Annotated in this window: 14 protein-coding genes; 9 read left to right on the forward strand and 5 right to left on the reverse strand. The window is 69.4% G+C overall.

Annotated elements, in window-relative coordinates:
- Window positions 1-100: 100 nt before the first annotated feature.
- From ACFU6I_RS15525 to ACFU6I_RS15550, 6 genes are all read left to right on the forward strand, one after another.
- On the forward strand, window positions 101-952 hold the full coding sequence (locus tag ACFU6I_RS15525) for a M24 family metallopeptidase (RefSeq protein ID WP_384366028.1): 852 nt from the start codon (window positions 101-103) through the stop codon (window positions 950-952).
- Complete coding sequence (locus ACFU6I_RS15530; RefSeq protein ID WP_384366031.1) at window positions 949-2730, forward strand: SDR family oxidoreductase; 1782 nt, start codon at window positions 949-951, stop codon at window positions 2728-2730. The genes ACFU6I_RS15525 and ACFU6I_RS15530 overlap by 4 nt, the downstream gene beginning before the upstream one ends.
- Window positions 2727-3707, forward strand: coding sequence for a MerR family transcriptional regulator (locus ACFU6I_RS15535; protein ID WP_384366034.1), 981 nt, complete (start codon window positions 2727-2729; stop codon window positions 3705-3707). Before ACFU6I_RS15530 ends, ACFU6I_RS15535 begins: the two co-directional genes overlap by 4 nt.
- A 147-nt stretch (window positions 3708-3854) precedes the next feature.
- Complete coding sequence (locus ACFU6I_RS15540; protein ID WP_384366037.1) at window positions 3855-4397, forward strand: RNA 2'-phosphotransferase; 543 nt, start codon at window positions 3855-3857, stop codon at window positions 4395-4397.
- A 228-nt stretch (window positions 4398-4625) separates the two neighbouring features.
- Complete coding sequence (locus tag ACFU6I_RS15545) at window positions 4626-5522, forward strand: LLM class flavin-dependent oxidoreductase (protein ID WP_384366039.1); 897 nt, start codon at window positions 4626-4628, stop codon at window positions 5520-5522.
- A 142-nt stretch (window positions 5523-5664) separates the two neighbouring features.
- Window positions 5665-6531: a Cof-type HAD-IIB family hydrolase gene (locus ACFU6I_RS15550; RefSeq protein WP_384366042.1), complete on the forward strand. Its 867-nt coding sequence runs from the start codon at window positions 5665-5667 to the stop codon at window positions 6529-6531.
- 30 nt (window positions 6532-6561) lie between these two features.
- On the opposite strand, the gene ACFU6I_RS15555 is transcribed toward ACFU6I_RS15550, so the two are convergent.
- From ACFU6I_RS15555 to hisC, 5 genes are all read right to left on the reverse strand, one after another.
- Window positions 6562-8268 carry a GAF domain-containing sensor histidine kinase gene (locus ACFU6I_RS15555; RefSeq protein ID WP_384366044.1) on the reverse strand — a complete coding sequence of 569 codons (1707 nt, stop codon included), beginning with the start codon at window positions 8266-8268 and terminating at the stop codon, window positions 6562-6564.
- Window positions 8269-8363: 95 nt separating this feature from the next.
- Window positions 8364-11876 (reverse strand): thiol reductant ABC exporter subunit CydD, encoded by a 3513-nt coding sequence (gene cydD / locus ACFU6I_RS15560; protein ID WP_384366047.1) that lies wholly within the window; start codon window positions 11874-11876, stop codon window positions 8364-8366.
- A gap of 117 nt (window positions 11877-11993) precedes the next feature.
- Complete coding sequence (gene cydB, locus ACFU6I_RS15565; RefSeq protein ID WP_384366050.1) at window positions 11994-12995, reverse strand: cytochrome d ubiquinol oxidase subunit II; 1002 nt, start codon at window positions 12993-12995, stop codon at window positions 11994-11996.
- A gap of 18 nt (window positions 12996-13013) precedes the next feature.
- Complete coding sequence (locus ACFU6I_RS15570) at window positions 13014-14522, reverse strand: cytochrome ubiquinol oxidase subunit I (protein WP_384366053.1); 1509 nt, start codon at window positions 14520-14522, stop codon at window positions 13014-13016.
- Window positions 14523-14756: 234 nt separating this feature from the next.
- Window positions 14757-15836: a histidinol-phosphate transaminase gene (gene hisC, locus ACFU6I_RS15575; protein WP_384366056.1), complete on the reverse strand. Its 1080-nt coding sequence runs from the start codon at window positions 15834-15836 to the stop codon at window positions 14757-14759.
- Window positions 15837-16205: 369 nt separating this feature from the next.
- Here hisC and ACFU6I_RS15580 point away from each other — a divergent pair, with 369 nt between their 5' ends.
- From ACFU6I_RS15580 to ACFU6I_RS15590, 3 genes are all read left to right on the forward strand, one after another.
- A complete protein-coding gene (locus ACFU6I_RS15580) occupies window positions 16206-17318 on the forward strand; it encodes a LacI family DNA-binding transcriptional regulator (RefSeq protein WP_266983641.1) in 1113 nt (370 codons plus the stop codon).
- 173 nt (window positions 17319-17491) lie between these two features.
- Window positions 17492-18550, forward strand: a complete 1059-nt coding sequence (locus ACFU6I_RS15585) for a metallophosphoesterase (RefSeq protein ID WP_384366059.1) — start codon at window positions 17492-17494, stop codon at window positions 18548-18550.
- A gap of 182 nt (window positions 18551-18732) precedes the next feature.
- On the forward strand, window positions 18733-19557 hold the full coding sequence (locus tag ACFU6I_RS15590; protein WP_384366062.1) for a hypothetical protein: 825 nt from the start codon (window positions 18733-18735) through the stop codon (window positions 19555-19557).
- Window position 19558: the final 1 nt, after the last annotated feature.

Below are 19558 nucleotides of genomic sequence, written 5' to 3' on the forward strand. Positions count from 1 at the left end.
AGGTCTCTGCGGACCCCTTGACGTAGCCGCTGGACATTGTCACATTCATCAGTGTCACGTTACGAGCACGTACCGCACACGGCATGGGACGGACGGTGGCATGGCCTCACCGGTGAAGGACGGACTGCCCCAGGAGCTCCAGGGGTTCAGAGAGGTGCAACGCCTCGCGTACGCCTGCGCGGAGGCGGTCGCCGCACGGCTCGAACCGGGGGTGACGGAGCGCGAGGCTGCCCGGATGCAGCGGGAGTGGCTGCGCGAGCGGGGGGTCCGTGACTGGTTCCATCTCCCGTTCGCCTGGTTCGGGGACCGCACGGCTTTCGCCGGTTTCAAGGTGCCGCTGCAGTTCTTCCCGACCAACCGGAAGCTGGAGCCCGGGATGCCGTTCATCCTCGACATGGCTCCGGTGTACAAGGGGTTCACGGCGGACATCGGATATTCCGGCTGTCTCGGGCTCAACCCGTTGCACGACAAGCTCCTTGCCGATCTCGAGGTCCACCGCGCGCTGATCCTGGACGAGGTGCGCGAGCGGCGGTCGCTGCGCGAGATCTATGAGGACGTCGAGCGCCTGATGATCAGGCAGGGGTACGCCAACAGGCACCGCGCCTATCCCTTCGGCGTCATCGCCCACAAGGTGGACCGCGTCGCTGAGCGCCGCTGGTCACCGCGGCTGTTCGGGTTCGGTACGCAGTCGCTCAAGGGCCTCGTCAGCGATGCGGTGCACGGGCACAGGGACGGCTGGTCTCCGCTGTGGAGTCCGTACCGCTTCTCCGACCACCCGCCGCAGCCGGGGCTGTGGGCGGTCGAACCCCATCTCGGATTCCGGGGTACGGGCGCGAAGTTCGAGGAGATCCTGGTCGTCACCGATTCCAAGGACCCTGAGCAGAGTGCCTTCTGGCTGGACGACGATCTGCCGCATGTGCGGGGCTGGGCCGAGGAGAGGGTGGCGGCGTGAGTCTGCAGGATGTTCCGGGGTTCCGCGAACGCCGGGTGCGTACGGGCGGGATCGAGCTGTGCGTCGCCGAACTGGGCGACGAGACACATCCGACGGTCGTGCTGGTGCACGGCTATCCGGACAGCAAGGAAGTCTGGACGCAGGTCGCGGTGCAGTTGGCCGAGCAGTGGCATGTCGTCCTGTACGACGTGCGCGGCCACGGCCGGTCGACGGCTCCGGAGCCGCTGCGTGGCGGGTTCACCCTGGAGAAGCTCACCGACGACTTCCTGGCCGTCGTCGATGCGGTGAGCCCGGACCGGCCGGTGCACCTGGTCGGGCACGACTGGGGTTCGGTCCAGTCGTGGGAGTTCGTGACGGTCATGCGCACCGAGGGCCGGATCGCCTCCTTCACATCGATGTCGGGTCCCTCCCTGGACCACTTCGGTCACTGGATCAAGCAGCGGATGACGCGGCCCACCCCGCGCCGGGTCGGTCAACTGCTCGGCCAGGGAGCCAAGTCCTGGTACGTGTACATGCTGCACACGCCGGTGCTGCCGGAGCTCGCCTGGCGCGGTCCGCTCGGCAAGCAGTGGCCGCGGATGCTCCAGCGGATGGAGAAGGTGCCCGCGGGCGACTACCCGACGCCGTCCCTGCCGAACGACGCCGCGCACGGTGCGTGGCTCTACCGGGACAACGTCCGCGCCCGGCTGCGCAGACCGCGCGCCGACGCGTACGCGCACGTGCCGGTCCAGCTGATCACGCCGACGGGTGACATCTTCCTTTCGGAGAAGCTGTACGACCAACTGGAGCGGTGGGTACCGCACTTGGTACGGCACTCCCTGCCGGCCAAGCACTGGGTGCCGCGCACCCGCCCGGACCAGCTTGTCTCCTGGATCAGCGAGTTCGTCGCCGCCAACGAGTCGGCGCTGGAAGACGGACGGCCGGTTCCGGACACCGCACCGACCGGGGCGTACGCCGACCGGTTCGGCGGTCAGCTGGTCCTGGTGACGGGCGCGGCGGGCGGTATCGGGCGGGCCACCGCGTTCGCGTTCGCGGAGGCGGGTGCCCGGGTGGTGGCCGTGGACCGTGACGCGGAAGGGGCGGCCAGAACGGCGGAGATGGCCCGCCTGATCGGCTCTCCCGCCGCCTGGGGCGAGGCGGTGGACGTCAGCGACGAGCAGGCGATGGAGAAGCTCGCCGCGAAGGTCGCCGCCGAGTACGGCATCGTCGACGTCCTGGTCAACAACGCCGGGATCGGGCTGTCCGGCTCCTTCCTGGAGACCACGAGCGAAGACTGGAAGAACGTCCTGGACGTCAATCTGTGGGGTGTCATCCACGGTTGCCGGATCTTCGGCGGGCAGATGGCCGAGCGCGGCCAGGGCGGCCATATCGTCAACACCGCCTCCGCCGCCGCGTATCAGCCGTCCCGGGCGCTGCCCGCGTACAGCACCTCCAAGGCGGCCGTGCTGATGCTCAGCGAGTGCCTGCGGGCCGAACTGGCCGAGCGGTCGATCGGTGTCAGCGCCATCTGCCCCGGCATCGTCAACACCAATATCACGGCGACCGCGCACTTCGCCGGGGCCGACGCCGATGAGGAGACGCGGCTGCGGAAGCGGACCAGCCGGCTGTACGGGCTCCGCAACTACCCGCCGGAGAAGGTCGCCGACGCGATCCTCGAGGCCGTGGCGAACAACCGGGCCGTGGTGCCGGTGACACCGGAGGCACGGGCCTCCCGCTTCCTGTCCCGGCTCAGTCCCGGCGCGCTGCGCGGGATCGCCCGGCTGAAGCCGCCGCTGTGAGCGGGGCCGAGCCGTCCGCGGCAACGACGCGTTCCGCTGCCGAGTACCGGATCGAGGACCTGGCGCATGCGAGCGGTGCCACGGTCCGCACGATCCGGGCCTATCAGGACCGGGGTCTGCTGCCGACGCCGGAGCGGCGCGGCCGGGCCAATGTGTACCGGGACACGCATCTCGCCCGGCTCCGGCAGATCGCCGACCTGCTGGACCGCGGTTACACGCTGGCCAGTATCAAGGAACTGCTGGAGGCGTGGGACGCGGGACGCGGGCTGGGCGGAGTGCTCGGGCTCGTCGCCGAGGTGCACGGCCCGTGGACGGACGAGCAGGCCGACCGGATCACCCGGGACGAGCTGTATGCGAAGTTCGGCGGCGTGCAGGACGACCAGGCGGTGGCCGAGGCGGTCGAGCTCGGCGTGCTGGAGCGCATTCCGGGCAGGGACGACGAGTTTCTGGTCCCGAGCCCACAAGAGCTCGCGGTAGCAGTCGAGTTGCATGCCGCAGGAGTACCGCTCATCGCAATCTCCGGCCATCTGCGGGAACTTCGCGGTCAGGTCGAGCACATCGCCTCCCGCTTCCTGGAGTTCACCACCGAGCACGTGTTCGCGCGCTACCTCGGCCATCGTCCGCCGACGGACGCGGACGCGGACGCGGCCGAGGCCGCCTCGCTGGTACGTCGGCTCCGCCCGCTCGCCCAGCAGACAGTGGACGCCGAACTGGCCCGGGCCATGCGGATGTTCGCCACACGTCATCTGCAGCACCACCTCGGCGCGGACATACCGCTCACCACAGAACCCTCGACGAGCAAGCCGCGTTCTGTGCCACTGCCGCCGGAAACAATGCAGGCCGTACAGCGCCTGGTTGGTCCGCGGGACGTCGCCGCCTTTGTCGCCGCCGCCACTGAACGTGAGGTACATGCAAGAACATTGGACGCACTTGCCACATCACACAACGAATCAAAGCAAATTGATCAAAACGGTTGATTTCGGCGTCACTTGTCCACAGAATCGCCAATTCACCTGTGGATAACCACAGTTGGTTGTGGATCAAACCTGTGGACGAAAATCGTTGGTGCGAATCGTGAGCAAATTCCGATGCGCCGACGAGATCGTCACGGGCACTCTGTCCGGATGGATGAGAGACGTACCGTCAAGGTGTCCAAGTACCTCGCAAAGCATCTGCGGCACCAACCCGAGCGGATCGGGATCCGTCTCGACCCGAGCGGCTGGGTGACGATCGACGAGCTCCTCCGGGCGGCGGCCAGGCACGGCTTCCCCATCACCCGTGCCGAGCTCGACCATGTCGTTGCCGCCAATGACAAACAGCGCTACGCGATCGAAGGCGACCGCATTCGGGCGAGCCAGGGCCACACCGTCCCGGTGGATCTCGGTCTGCCTCCGTCCCAGCCGCCCGCGTACCTCTACCACGGCACCGTGGGCGGCGCCCTCGACGCGATCCGTACTGAGGGCCTCCGCCCCATGAACCGGCTCCACGTCCACCTCTCGGCCGACCGTGAGACGGCTGCCCGAGTCGGCGCCCGACGCGGCAGGCCCGTGATCCTCTCGGTGGACGCGGGCGCGATGCACCGCGCCGGCCACCTCTTCTACGTCAGCGCGAACGGGGTCTGGCTCACCGACTCCGTGCCACCGGAGTTCCTCCGCTTCCCCGGCTGAACCCGACCTGCCCGCCCCCGGCCGTCGTCTGCCCGTCCCACCTGTCCTCCCGGCGGGCCCGGATCCGCGTCGGCTCCCCGTCCCGACCGCACAGGGCCTTCGTCGAACCGATGGGCCCCGGCCATGACGGTTCAGTTCGTCCCGCGCGGCACACGGTCGCCGTGGCTCGGCCGCAGCGTCTGCTGACGCGTCTCTGCTCGGCAGCTCTCCCGCCGTATGGTCGTATGTATGCGTCTGAGCACTGTAATTCTGCCGATTCACCGCTGGAGCGAGGGCCGGAAGGTCTGGCAGCGAGCCGAGGAACTGGGATTCCACGCGGCGTACACCTATGACCATCTGGCCTGGCGGAGCTTCCGCGACGGGCCGTGGTTCGGCGCGGTGCCGACCCTGACCGCCGCGGCGGCCGCCACCGAGCGGCTGCGCCTGGGCACCCTCGTCACCTCCCCCAACTTCCGGCACCCGGTCACCCTGGCCAAGGACCTCATCACGCTGGACGACGTCTCCGACGGACGGATCACCCTCGGTATCGGCGCGGGCGGCAACGGTTTCGATGCCACCACGCTGCGCAGGAGTGACGAGGAACCATGGACGCCGCGCGAGCGGGCCGACCACTTCGCCGAGTTCGTACCGCTCCTCGACCGGCTTCTGCGGGAGCCGTCCGTCACCTATGAGGGCGATCTGTACGTGGCGAACGAGGCCCGGAACGTACCCGGCTGTGTGCAGCTGCCCCGGCTGCCGTTCGCGGTGGCCGCGACCGGTCCGCGCGGGCTGAAGCTCGCCGCGCAGTACGGTCAGGCCTGGGTCACCACAGGCGACCCCAAGCTGTTCGAGACGGGTACCCCGGAGCAGTCCGTGGCAGCCATCCGCGGGCAGGTCAGCAAGCTCGGCACGGCCTGCGAGGCCATCGGCCGGGATGTCGCCGAGCTGGACAAGATCCTGCTCACCGGCTTCACCCCGGACCGCCCTCTGAAGTCCTTCGACGCGTTCGTGGACTTCGCGGGCACCCATTTCGAGCTGGGCTTCACGGAGATCGTCATCCACTGGCCGATCGCGGACTCCGACTTCGCTGCGGATGAGAAGGTCTTCGAGCGGATCGCCACCGAAGGGCTGTCCCAGCTCGGCTGACCCCCGCACCCACGCACACCACCGGCCACCCCTCTCACCCCCCTGGCATATGCATCAGGCATGTTCTCCTGCTCAGGGGGGCGCAGCCTCACATGCGCGCCCCTCCGCACACCCGTGCACGCCCGTACGGGAGAATGGCGGGGTGACCTCAGCTATCGACTCGCCTCTGCCTGCCGCGCCCCGGCTGATCGCCACCGACCTGGACGGCACCCTGCTGCGCGACGACAAAACCGTCTCGGACCGCACGGTCGCGGCGCTGGCCGCGGCCGAGGAGGCGGGGATCGAGGTCTTCTTCGTCACCGGCCGCCCGGCCCGCTGGATGGACGTCGTCAGCGACCACGTCCACGGCCACGGCCTGGCGATCTGCGCGAACGGCGCCGCGATCGCCGACCTGCACGCGGGCGGCAGACTGATCAAGGTCCGCCCGCTGGAACGCGCCGCCGCCCTCGAAGTCGTCCACGCCCTGCGCGCGGCCGCTCCGGGCACCTCGTTCGCTGTCGAGCTGTCCACCGGCATCCACTACGAACCGGCCTACCCGCCGTTCCATCTCGACCCGGGCGCCACCGTCGCCCCTGCCGAGAAGCTCCTCCACGAAGAGACGCCGGGCGCCGGAGCCCCTGTACTGAAGCTCCTCGCACACCACGCCGAGCTGGCCCCGGACGACTTCCTCGCCATCGCGCACACGGCAGCCGGTGACCGGGCGTCCCTCACCCGCTCCAGCCCGACAGCTCTGCTGGAGATCAGCGGTCTCGGCGTCTCCAAGGCCAGCACCCTCGCGCTGTGCTGCGCCGAGCGCGGCATCTCGCCCGCCGAGGTCGTCGCCTTCGGGGACATGCCGAACGACGTGGAGATGCTGAGCTGGGCGGGCACCTCGTACGCGATGGGCAACGCCCACCCGGCCGCGGTGGCCGCCGCCTCCGGGCGGACCGTCACCAACGAGGAGGACGGCGTCGCGATCGTCATCGAGCGGCTCGTGGCCGAGCGCCGGAGGCACCGCAGCCAGAGCTGAAGGGCCCGGGCCCGAACCCCGACGAAGGCCTCAGAGGGGTGCCTCCCACACCACGGTCGTGCCGCCCCCGCCCTCCCCGAGGCCCGGCCCGAACCAGCTCGACCCGCCCAGCGACTCCGCCCTGCGCGCCAGGTTCCGCAACCCGCTGCGTCGCCCGCCCTCCGGAATGCCCACCCCGTCGTCGGCGACCGACAGCCGCACCGCGTCGCGTCCGTCGGGCAGCGTGACGGTCGCATCGACAACCACGTCGATCAAGGACGCCTCGGCATGCCGGAAGGCGTTGGAGAGCGCCTCCCGCAGCGCCGCGATCAGGTTCTTGCCGGTCAGCTCGCCGACCAGCGAGTCGACCGGGCCGAGGAAGCGGTGCGACGGCTTGAAGCCCAGCGGGACGGCCGCCATGTTGATCTCGCGCAGGACGCGGGTCCGCAGCCCGGACGGCGCCTCGACCGGTTCCTGTTGCAACGCGAAGATCGCGGTGCGGATCTCCTGGATCGTCACGTCCAGTTCGTCCACGGCCCGCCCCACCCCGGTCTGCACCTCGGGTACGACCGACCCGCGCTGGGCGCTCTCCAGCATCATCCCGGTGGCGAACAGCCGCTGGATGACCAGGTCGTGCAGGTCGCGGGCGATTCGGTCGCGGTCCTCGTAGACCGCGAGCCGCTCCCGGTCCCGCTGCGCCTCGGCCATCATCAGCGCGAGCGCGGCCTGCGAGGCGAACTGTGTGGCCAGCGTCCGCTCTGTCTCGGTGAAAGGCCGGTCGCCCCGGGCGCGCGGGGTGGCGAGCGCGCCGAGCACCCGCCCACCGCTGTGCAGCGGCAACAGCATGGTGGGGCCGAACTGGTGGGCCAGCCTGCTGATCACGCGGGATTCGGTGGCCGAGTCGTCCATGAAGACCGCCTCGCCGGCCAGCAGCTTCGCCACCACCGGGCTCTCCGGACCGATGATCACCCCGAGCGAGGCGGACGGGCTGTCGGCGGAGACGGCGACGATCTCCAGACCGCCCTCCTCGGTCGGCAGAAGCACGATCCCGGCAGCGGAGGCGGCGAGATGGCGGGCCTGTTCGGCGACGACGGCAAGCGCGTCGTCCGCGTCCCCGCCGGAGAGCAGCGCGGTGGTCACGGCCACCGATCCGTCGATCCACCGCTCGCGCTGGCGCGCCGCCTCGTAGAGCCGGGCGTTGCCGATGGCGATCCCCGCCTCCGTGGCGAGCACCCGCACCATGTGCAGGTCGTAGTCGTTGAACTCGCCCCCGCCTTCCTTCTCGGCCAGATAGAGATTGCCGAAGATTTCTCCCTGTACGCGGATGGGGACCCCGAGAAAGGTCCGCATCGGTGGATGGCCGGCGGGGAATCCGGCGAACCTCGGATCAGCTGTGAGATCTGCGAGCCGCACCGGTGCCGGGTCGTGAATGAGTGCGCCGAGCAGTCCCCTCTGCCCGTCGGGCCGGTGTCCGATCTCGGCTTCCACCGCCTCCGACACCCCGTATGTGAGGAAGTCGGAGAGTCCCTTGCCCTTGGTGTCGACGACGCCGATGGCGGCGTAGCGGGCACGGGCGAGTTCGGCAGCGGTCTCGCAGATCCGGTCGAGGGTGGAGTGCAGTTCGAGACCGGTGCCGACGGAGCGCATGGCTTCCAGCAGCTGCGGGACGCGGGCTGTGAGCTCGGTGGACAGGCCCTGCAGGCTGCGGGTCGCCTGCGTCGCGGCTTCGAGTGAGTCCTTCGGGTCCGGCTCTGGCATACCCAGAGCCTAGTTAGTCCCTTTTGGGGAGGAAAGTGGGCCAATGGTCCGGCAAACCGCTCCGGCCCCTGCTCGACGGGCCCGCCCGTGTGCTTCTACGCCCGCCCGGCGGGAGCCGGGATCCGTACGGTCTCCTGTTCGCGCTCCAGCATCCGGCTCAACGGCCCCTCCATCGTCGCGAGATCGGTGTACGGACCGCGCTGCACGATCCTGCCCGCGTCCATCACGACGACCTCGTCGACCGCCTCGAGCCCCGCCAGCCGATGGGTGATCAGAACCGTTGTGCGGCCCTGGGTGGCGGTCAACAGATCCGCCGTCAGGGCGTCCGCCGTCACCAGGTCGAGATGCTCTGCGGGCTCGTCCAGGACGAGCACGGGGAAGTCGGCGAGGAGCGCCCGGGCGAGCGCGAGCCGCTGGCGCTGGCCACCGGAGAGGCGGGCTCCGTGCTCGCCGACGAGCGTGTCGAGCCCGTCGGGCAGCGCCTGCACCCAGTCGAGCAGCCGTGCCTGCGCGAGGGCGGCCCGCAGTTCGTCGTCCGTCGCACCGGTACGGGCCAGCCGCAGGTTCTCCCGGATGGAACTGTCGAAGACATGGGCGTCCTGGGCACACAGCCCGACGAACCGCCGGACAGTGTCGCCGTCCAACGCAGAGGCCTCCACACCACCGATCCGGTACGTCCCCGACCGCGCGTCCAGGAAGCGGAGCAGGACCTGCGCGAGGGTGGTCTTCCCTGAGCCCGAAGGGCCGACGACGGCGATGCGCCGACCGGCGGTCAGAGTCAGGTCGACGGAGTTCAGGGCATCCCGCGACGCTCCTGCGTACCGGGCCGCCAACCCGCTCACCTCCAGCGGGAAGGGAGAGGCGGGTGGATCGGCCGGGGCGGCAGGTTCGAGCACCGGTACCGGGGCATCCAGCACCTCGTACACCCGCTCCGCACTCCGCTTGACCCGCTGCCGGTACTGCACGGCGAGCGGCAGGCCGGTCACGGCCTCGAACGCGGCAAGGGGAGTGAGCACCACCACCGCGAGCTCCACTCCCGCCAGCCGTCCGTCGAGGACGGCCGGCACGGAGATGAGTGCGGCAGCGACAACCGTCAGACCGCAGATCACTGCGGAGAGCCCGCCCCCGAGCGCGGTGGCCGTTGCCGCCCGGGCCGCGATCCGGGTCAGGACGCCGTCGGCTTCGCGGGTCCGCGCCGAACGTGCGGGCAGAGCACCCGCGACGGTCAGCTCGGCCGTCCCGCCGAGCAGATCGGTGATCCGGGTGGCCAGATCAGCTCGCGCGGGCGCCAGTTGACGTTCCGCACGGCGGGCGCAGGCGCCGGTCACCAGCGGCACCCCGACCCCGGCCAGCAGCAGCCCGACAGCGAGCACGAGGCCCGCCTGGGGCAGCAGCCAGCCGGTGAACCCGGCGGCCGCCACCCCCACAACCGCCGCGGTCCCGGCGGGCAGCAGCCACCGCAGCCAGTAGTCCTGCAGCGCGTCCACATCGGCGACGAGCCGGGACAGCAGGTCTCCGCGCCGGGTCCGGGCCAGCCCGGCCGGCGCGATGCGTTCCAGTCCGCGGTACACGGCGACGCGCAGCTCGGCGAGCATCTTGAGCACCGCGTCGTGCGAGACGAGACGCTCGGCGTAGCGGAAGACGGCGCGACCGAGCCCGAAAGCACGGGTCGCGGTCACGGCGACCATCAGATAGAGCACCGGAGGCTGTTCGGAGGCGCGGGAGATCAGCCAGCCGGAGACGGCCATGAGCCCGACAGCCGAGCCCAGGGCGAGGCTGCCCAGCAGGAGTGCAAGCGCCAGTTGTCCGCGGTGTTCTCCTGCGGCGCCCCGGACCCGGGCGAGCACCTGGCCGGAGCGTGCCGTGGTCTCCCGCAGCGCCTCGGGCTCCCGCATGCCGTCGGGTACGTCATCGGAGGCGCGCGCCGGTCCGTCCACCCCGACCGGCTCCGTGGCCGTCGTGCGTTCCGGTGCCACGCCCGGTTCCAGTGTCACCACCCGGTCGGCGACCGCGAGCAGCGCCGGCCGGTGCACGACGAGCAGCACGGTCCGGCCCGCTGCCAGCCTCCGTACCGCGTCGACGATCCCCGCCTCCGTCTCGCCGTCCAGGCTCGCGGTCGGCTCGTCGAGCAACAGCAGCGGCCGGTCGGCGAGGAACGCCCGGGCAAGCGCGAGCCGTTGCCGCTGGCCGGCGGAGAGTCCCGCGCCGTCCTCGCCGAGCAGTGTCTGCGCACCGTCGGGAAGGTCCACCACGAAGTCGTACGCCCCTGCGTCCCGCAACGCCGCCGTCACCGCACCGTCGTCGGCGTCCGGCCGGGCCAGCCGTACATTCTCCGCGATCGTGCCCGCGAAGAGATGCGGGCGCTGCGGCACCCAGGCGATCCGCTCCCGCCAGAGCTCGGGCGCAAGTGCCGCCAGATCCGCGCCGCCGACCCGCACCCGCCCTTCGTCGGGCTCCGCGAACCCCAGCACCACATGGAGCAGGGTGGACTTCCCGACTCCGCTCGAGCCGACCAGGGCGACGGTCTCCCCCTCCTCGACCACCAGCGAGGCCCTGTCCAGCGACGGAGCGGTACGCCCGTCGTGCCGTACCGTCACCCCCTCCAGCTCCAGCCTCAGCGACTGCGGGACGTCCGCCGTGCCGCCCGCCCGCACCTCGGTCTCCAGGACCGCAAAGATCTCCTCCGCGGCCGAGAGCCCCTCGGCGGCGGCGTGGTACTGCGCCCCGACCTGCCGGATCGGCAGGTATGCCTCGGGCGCGAGGATCAGCACCACCAGGCCGGTGTAGAGGTCCAGTTCGCCGTGCACGAGCCGCATGCCGATGGTGACGGCGACCAGCGCCACCGACAGGGTGGCGAGAAGTTCCAGGGCGAAGGAGGACAGGAACGCGATCCGCAGAGTCCGCAGGGTGGCCCGGCGGTACTGCGACGTGATGGTGCGGATGGACTCGGCCTGGGCCTTGGCCCGGCCGAAGACCTTCAGTGTCGGCAGTCCGGCGACCACGTCGAGGAAGTGTCCGGAGAGCCGGGAGAGCAGCCGCCACTGGCGGTCCATCCGGGACTGGGTGGCCCAGCCGATCAGGATCATGAAGAGCGGGATGAGCGGCAGCGTGATGACGATGATCGCGGCCGAGACCCAGTCCTCGGTGACGATCCTGGCAAGGACCGCGACGGGCACGACGACCGCGAGCCCGAGCTGTGGCAGATAGCGCGCGAAGTAGTCGTCCAGCGCGTCGACACCGCGGGTGGCAAGCGCCACCAGAGAGCCGGTGCGCTGCCCGCTCAGCCAGTCCGGTCCGAGCGCCGCGGCACGGTCGAGCAACCGGCCGCGGAGCTCGGACTTGACCGCCGCGCTGGCCCGGTAGGCGGCGAGCTCGGTCAGCCAGGAGACCAGGCCCCGACCGAGCGCGACAGCCGCCAGCAGCACCAGCGGGGTCCACAGCTCGGTAACGGTCAGCCCGTCCTCGAACCCGCCCACCACCACTTCGGCGATGAGCATGGCCTGGGCGATGACCAGCGCCGCCCCGACCACTCCGAGTGCTACCACGGCCGCCAGGAAGAGGCGGGTGGCACGGGCGTAGTGGAGAAGGCGCGGGTCGATCGGTTTCACGTGAAACATCCCCAATGAGCTCGGGTGGTGGACCAGGCGGGACGTGTCGGACCGTCCCCAGGACGTGTCCGGCGGATCGGGCTCGGCCGCGAGCCGCCGGGGCACGTCCCCGGCGCGTCAGTGCGCTTCAGCGATGTGCTGTGTACCGATCCGCTTGCGGAACACCCAGTAAGTCCAGCCCTGGTAGATCATCACCACGGGAGTAGCGATCCCAGCGCACCAGGTCATGATCTTCAGCGTGTACGGGGTGGACGAGGCGTTGGTGACCGTGAGGCTCCAGGCGTCGTTCAGCGAGGACGGCATGACGTTCGGGAAGAGCGCCAGGAAGAGCATCGCGACCGCGGCCGCGATGGTCAGCCCGGAGAGCGCGAACGACCAGCCCTCGCGCCCCGCCGCGACGGCACCGATCGCTCCGACCAGCGCCACCACGGCGGTGATCATCGCGAGCAGACTCCAGCCGTCGCCGTGGTCGACCTGGGTCCAGATCAGGAAGCCGAGGGAGAGCACCGCGGTGACCAGTCCCAGCTTGAGTGCCAGCCTCCGCGCCCGTTCCCGGATGTCCCCGACAGTCTTGAGCCCCGCGAACACCGCACCGTGGAAGGTGAAGAGGAAGAGAGTGACCAGTCCGCCGAGGATCGCGTAGGGGTTGAGCAGGTCCCCGACGTTGCCCACGTACTCCATGTCGGCGTTGATCTTCACGCCCCGGACAATGTTCCCGAAGGCCACACCCCAGAGCAGGGCGGGGATCAGCGAGGTCCAGAAGATCGCGTTCTCCCAGTTGGTCTGCCACCGCTCCTCGGGCCGCTTCGCCCGGTACTCGAAGGCGACACCGCGCACGATCAGGCAGAGCAGGATGATCAGCAACGGCAGGTAGAACCCGGAGAACAGCGTGGCGTACCACTCGGGGAAGGCAGCGAACGTCGCGCCGCCCGCGCTGAGCAGCCACACCTCGTTGCCATCCCAGACGGGCCCGATCGTGTTGATCAGAACCCGCCGTTCCTTGCGGTCACGGGCCAGCAGCTTGGTGAGGACACCTATCCCGAAGTCGAATCCCTCCAGAAAGAAGTAGCCGATCCAGAGGACGGCGATGAGCACGAACCAGACGTCGTGGAGTTCCATCTCTCAGCTCCTCTGCTCTCAGTAGGAGAAGGCCATCGGCCGGTCGGCGTCGTCGTGGTCGCCGCCGATCTTGGTGGGCGGGTTGAGGTCGGACTCCGTGAGTTCCGGCGGTCCGGCCTTGATGTACTTCACAAGCAGCTTGACCTCGATCACGGCGAGCACCGCGTAGAGCAGGGTGAAGAGGATCATCGAGGTGAGTACCTCGCCCTGCGAGACGCCGGGGGAGACCGCGTTGCGTGTCTGCAGCACCCCGTAGACGACCCAGGGCTGGCGGCCCATCTCGGTGAAGATCCAGCCCCAGGAGTTGGCGATCAGCGGGAAGAGGAGCGTCCACAGGGCGACGATCCAGTAGAGCCTGGTGAGCTTCGGGCTGAGCGCCTTGTTCTTGAAGAGGACCAGGTGCGGTACTTCGTCCTCACCGGTCCGCAGCCCCGGCGGCAGCATGAACTTCTTCCGCGTCAGCCACAGTCCGAGCAGGCCGAGGCCGAAGGATGCCATGCCGAAGCCGATCATCCAGCGGAAGCTCCAGAAGGCGACCGGGATGTTGGGCCGGTAGTCGCCGGGGCCGAACCGTTCCTGCTCGGCCTTGTTGATGTCGTTGATGCCGGGGACGTACGAATTGAAGTTGTCGTCCGCGAGGAAGGACAGCACCCCCGGGATCGAGATCTCCACGGTGTTGTGCCCCTTGGCCACGTCTCCGACCGCGAAGATCGAGAAGGGGGCCGAGTTCTGCCCCTCCCACAGCGCCTCGGCCGCGGCCATCTTCATCGGCTGCTGCTTGAACATGACCTTGCCGAGCATGTCACCGCTGACAGCGGTGAGCAGACCGGCGATCACGACGGTGACCAGTCCGAGCCGGAGCGAGGTGCGCATCACCGGGATGTGCTTCTTGCGCGCCAGGTGGAAGGCGGCGATGCCGACCATGAACGCGCCGCCGACCAGGAAGGCCGCCGTGATGGTGTGGAAGAACTGGGCGAGAGCGGTGTTCTGGGTGAGGACATGCCAGAAGTCGGTGAGCTCGGCCCGGCCGCGTTCCTTGTTGATCCGGTAGCCGACCGGGTGCTGCATCCAGGAGTTGGCCGCGAGGATGAAGTACGCGGAGAGGATGGTTCCGATCGAGACCATCCAGATGCAGGCGAGGTGGATCTTCTTCGGCAGCTTGTCCCAGCCGAAGATCCACAGCCCGATGAAGGTGGATTCGAAGAAGAAGGCGATCAGCGCCTCGAAGGCGAGCGGAGCGCCGAAGATGTCGCCTACGAACCGTGAGTAGTCGGACCAGTTCATGCCGAACTGGAACTCCTGGACGATGCCGGTGACGACGCCCATGGCGATGTTGATCAGGAAGAGCTTGCCCCAGAACTTGGTCGCCCTGAGGTACTTCTGATTGTTCGTCCGCACCCAGGCGGTCTGCAGGCCGGCGGTGAGCGCGGCGAGCGAGATCGTCAGGGGAACGAAGAGGAAGTGGTAGACGGTGGTGATACCGAATTGCCATCGCGCGAGGGTCTCGGGCGCCAGAGCCAGCTCCACGTCGTCTCTCCTTACGTCGCCGTAGCCGCAGCGGCAGTTCGCCCTGTTAATCCGGCCGATCACCGGAGAAACAGGACACGCTTGTGAACGCGTTCACATTCACAAGCATTATGACGCACAGGCTTTCGGGATGTTCGAGGGGGGTCCCTATCGGGACGCTCCACGCGAAGGCCCCGCACCTCGAGAAACGAGAGGTACGGGGCCTTCCGGTACACCCGGGCCGGACACGCCGCGCTACAGCTCCTTGCGGTACGCCTCCGCCACCCTCAGGAACACGTCGTTCGCCTCGTCCTCACCGATCGAGACCCGCACACCCTCGCCTGCGAACGGCCTGACCACGACACCGGCCCGCTCGCAGAACCCGGCGAAGTCGACCGTACGGTCGCCCAGCCGCAGCCAGACGAAATTGGCCTGGGACTCCGGAACCGTCCAGCCCTGGTCCACGAGAGCCTTGTGCACCCGGACGCGCTCGCAGACCAGGGAGCCGACCCGGCCGAGAAGTTCGTCCTCGGCGCGCAGCGAGGCGACCGCCGCGTCCTGTGCCAGCTGGCTGACCCCGAACGGCACGGCCGTCTTGCGCAGCGCCGCCGCCACCGGCTCGTGGGCCACCGCGAACCCGACCCGCAGACCGGCCAGACCATAGGCCTTGGAGAACGTCCGCAACACCGCCACATTGGGCCGGTCCCGGTAGATCTCGATGCCGTCCGGCACGTCGACGTCGCGGATGAACTCCTTGTACGCCTCGTCCAGCACCACGAGCACATCGCCCGGCACCCGGTCCAGGAACCGCTCCAGCTCGGCCCTGTGCACGACGGTCCCGGTCGGATTGTTCGGGTTGCAGACAAAGATCATCCGGGTGCGGTCCGTGATCGCGTCCGCCATCGCGTCGAGGTCGTGCACCTCGCCGTCGGTGAGCGGAACCTTCACCGAGGTCGCTCCGCTGACCTGGGTGATGATCGGGTACGCCTCGAAGGAGCGCCAGGCATAGATGACCTCGTCGCCCGGACCCGAGGTGGCCTGAAGCAGTTGCTGCGCCACCCCGACGGAACCGGTGCCGGTGGCGAGATGCGAGACGGGCACGCCGAACCGGTCGGCCAGCTCGTTCATCAGACCGGTGCACGCCATGTCCGGGTAGCGGTTGAAGTTCGCGGCTGCGGCCAGGGCGGACTCCATCACCCCGGGCAGCGGCGGATACGGGTTCTCGTTGGAGGACAGCTTGAATGCGACCGGTCCGCCGGCCGTCGCCGGCCTGCCCGGCACATAGGCAGGGACGCCGTCCAGCTCGGCGCGCAGCTTGGGGCTCGTCTCGCTCACCGCAGGTCCTCCTCGACCGTCGCACACATCAATACTGCTCACCTTATGAGGATTGCGCGCCGCTGCGAATGGCAGAGCAGCGGAATCGTCCGGTGGGCCCGGGTATGGGGGGAGCATCCCTCGTACTGGCGCGCGCCGGTGGCTCACTCCGTGGCGCGCATCCCCCGAAGAGGTGAGTTGAGACCTCTTCGAAACATCGACCATTCAGTAGGCCCTTCCTCCTCAGCTCATGACACACTACGGTTCGCTCCGCCAACACCCTTGTTTTACAAGGCATTTGTGACTACATGACCATGCAGAAACGTGCCTGTCGATGGGTGAATATGCGGCCGGGCCAACCGTCCACGCGAGCCCTACTATCGGCTCGCCATGACAGCAGCAGGGAAGCACCAGGTGAGCCGGACGGAGACCCCCCGGCGCGGCGGCCGGCAGGGACGAGCGGGAATCCGGGATGTGGCCGCCGCCGCCGGGGTCTCCATCACGACCGTCTCCGACGCGCTCAACGGCAAGGGCAGGCTCCCGGACGCCACCCGCCGCCATGTCCGCGAAGTCGCCGAGCGTCTGGGCTATCGCCCGTCCGCCGCGGCCCGAACCCTCCGTACCGGCAAGTCCGGCCTCATCGGCCTGACCGTGACGACGTACGGGGATGAACCTTTCACCTTCACCGAATTCGCCTACTTCGCCGAGATGGCCAGGGCGGCCACCTCCGCCGCCCTCGCCCGCGGCTACGCCCTCGTCATCCTCCCCGCCACCTCACGCCATGACGTCTGGTCGAACGTCGCCCTCGACGGCACTGTCGTCATCGACCCCTCCGACCAGGACCCGGTCGTCACCGAGCTCGTCCGGCAGGGGCTGCCCGTCGTCTCGGACGGCCGCCCGGCCGGGACCCTCCCGGTCACCGCCTGGGTCGACAACGACCACCGGGCCGCCGTGCTCGACCTCCTCGACCATCTCGCCGCCGCTGGGGCCCGCCGCATCGGCCTCCTCACCGGCACCACCACCGACACGTACACCCGCCTCTCCACCACCGCGTACCTCCACTGGTGCGAGCGCGTGGGCCAGGACCCGGTGTACGAGTCCTACCCCGCCCACGACCCGTGCGCGGGGGCGGTCGCCGCCGACCGTCTGCTCGCCCGCCCGGACAGGCCCGACGCCGTCTACGGGCTCTTCGATCCCAATGGCACCGATCTACTGGCGGCCGCCCGCCGGTACGGCCTGCGCGTCCCCGAGGACCTGCTGCTCGTCTGCTGCAGCGAGTCCACCGTGTACGCGACGACCGAGCCGCCCATCACCACGCTCTCGCTCAAACCGCGCCGGATCGGTACGGCGGTCGTCCAGCTCCTCATCGACGCCATCGAAGGCGTCGACCAGGACGGCCCGGTGGAACAGGTCATACCGACAGAACTCATCGTGCGGACGTCCTCGCAACGCCGTCCGCCCCGCACCACGGTCAGCGCCCCGCGGGCCCCTTCAGGGGACTGATCAGCGTAATTGGGACAAATCGAGTGGTGAACCTCGCGTGCGCCCGGATTCACCTCCCCTGGTGCGTCACACAGCACGATCCGCATTCCTATGATGGGCGCACGACACCGCGGACCGCCCCGACCAGCAGGGCCCGTCAGGTGTACGGCGGCGCGACGGTGGTGGAGGGGTCGATGACACAGGGGGCCGGTCAGGAACCCGTGGTGCGGACGGCGACGTTGCGTGACTTCCGCGTGCCGCCCTATGCGCAGACTCCGGTGCCACCCACGGCGCCGCCGCATCCGGGCAGTGCCGTTCCGGCGGACGAGCCGGAGGGCTACACGCCCACCGCGCGCGATCTTCCCGTGATCAACCTCGGTGACACCGTCCAGGTGCAGACCGTCCCCGACCCTCGGCCCGCCCAGGACCCGGGGCTCGGACCGCTGTACGTCGTCGGCGACGTCCACGGCTATCTGGACGAACTCCACGCCGCCCTGGCCGAACAGGGGCTCATCGACGCGGAGGGCCAGTGGGCCGCGGGCAACGCCCGGCTCTGGTTCCTCGGCGACTTCACCGACCGCGGTCCGGACGGCGTCGGCGTCATCGAACTCGTCATGCGCCTGTCCGCCGAGGCGGCGGCCGCGGGCGGCTACTGCAAAGCTCTGATGGGCAACCACGAACTGCTGCTCATCGGTGCCAAGCGGTTCGGCGACACACCGGTGAACTCCGGAGCCGGCACTGCCACGTTCCAGGCCGCCTGGCTGCTCAACGGCGGCCAGAAGAACGACATGGAGCGACTCCAGGACCACCACCTCCAGTGGATGTCCCGCCTCGACGCGGTCGTCGAGGAGGACGGGCATCTGCTGATGCACTCCGACACGACGGCGTACCTCGACTACGGCTCCACCATCGAGGACGTCAATGACACCGTGCACGCCATTCTCACGCGTAACGACGCAGACGAGTGCTGGGACCTCTTCCGCAAGCTCACCAAGCGGTTCGCCTTCCGCGACGAGTCGGGTCCGCAGGCAGTCCAGGAGCTGATGGCGGCCTACGGCGGACAGCGCATCGTCCATGGTCACAGCCCCATTCCGTATCTCCTCGGCGAGGTCGGCTCGGAGGACGGCGAGGACAGCTCCGGCCCCGTGGTGGAGGGCCCGCACGTGTACGCGGACGGGCTGGCGATCGCCATGGACGGCGGCGTGACCATGGCCGGAAAGCTACTGGTCGTCCAGCTGCCGTTGCATGACTGACGGTCTTCGGGGAAGACGCATCCACAACCTGACCACGCCGAACACTGGGCCTATTTACGGAAACCCCCTGTCACCCCGTGCCGTGGGCGCTCTACCATCGGCGTATCAGTAGCAGGCTCTCCTCCGTTTCCGCCCAACTGCCCGGCCAAAGCGGGTAGTCAGGCCCAACGGAGCATCGGGGGATGCACATGAACAGCGCTCCGCACCTGCTGGCCGAGGACCGACCCGAGTACGAGCGGATCCTCGGTGACGCGCTACGGCACGCTCACGAACGACCGGATCTCGCCGGAGTCGGCGAACGGCTCAACGCGGAACAGCTGCGCACCATGGCACTGAACGCCACGGCGCTGATCACCACGGCGGCGGCCACCGAGTACGACCACTATGTGAAGGCCCGCGAAGAGCTGCGCGGACCGGCCGCCGACTCCGCCCAGGGCTCGGGCCTCGGCTCCGACGCGGACGATCCGGACCGGCCGGGCGCCGGCATAGGGGCGGTCGTCACGGTCCTGGCGCCGATGCTCGCGGGCACCGCCGCACTGATCTTCCTGCTGGTCGGATACCTGCTGAAGATGCTCAGCCGACCCCCCTCGTTCGCCGACACCATGGTCGCCGCCGGGTGGTTCTTCGCGGCAGTCACTGCGGCCGCGATACTGGCCGCCGCCGTCGGACTGCTCATTACGGCGCTGCGCAACGGATCGACCGCGCTGCCCGCCGAGGACGCCGAGGACGAGCTGCCGGAGGAGGTGGCGCGCGCCAGGGAGGCCTGGCGTCATGCGCTGCTGGAGCGCGGCATCCTGCCGTTCCTGCGCGACGCACTCGCCGATCCCACCGCACGTGCCGCATCGCGCGCACCGCAACCGTCGGCCAACCGAATCCCGAAGATCGGCTACAGCAGACCGGACTTCACGGGGCCGGACGACGGGCCGGCGGCAGGCCCCCGCCCGTCGTTCACGAGCCCGGACTTCACCAGCCCGGAATTCGGCGGCCCGGAACACGAACCGGACTGAC

It is taken from the genome of Streptomyces sp. NPDC057486 (assembly GCF_042802415.1).
GTDB lineage: Bacteria > Actinomycetota > Actinomycetes > Streptomycetales > Streptomycetaceae > Streptomyces > Streptomyces yanii.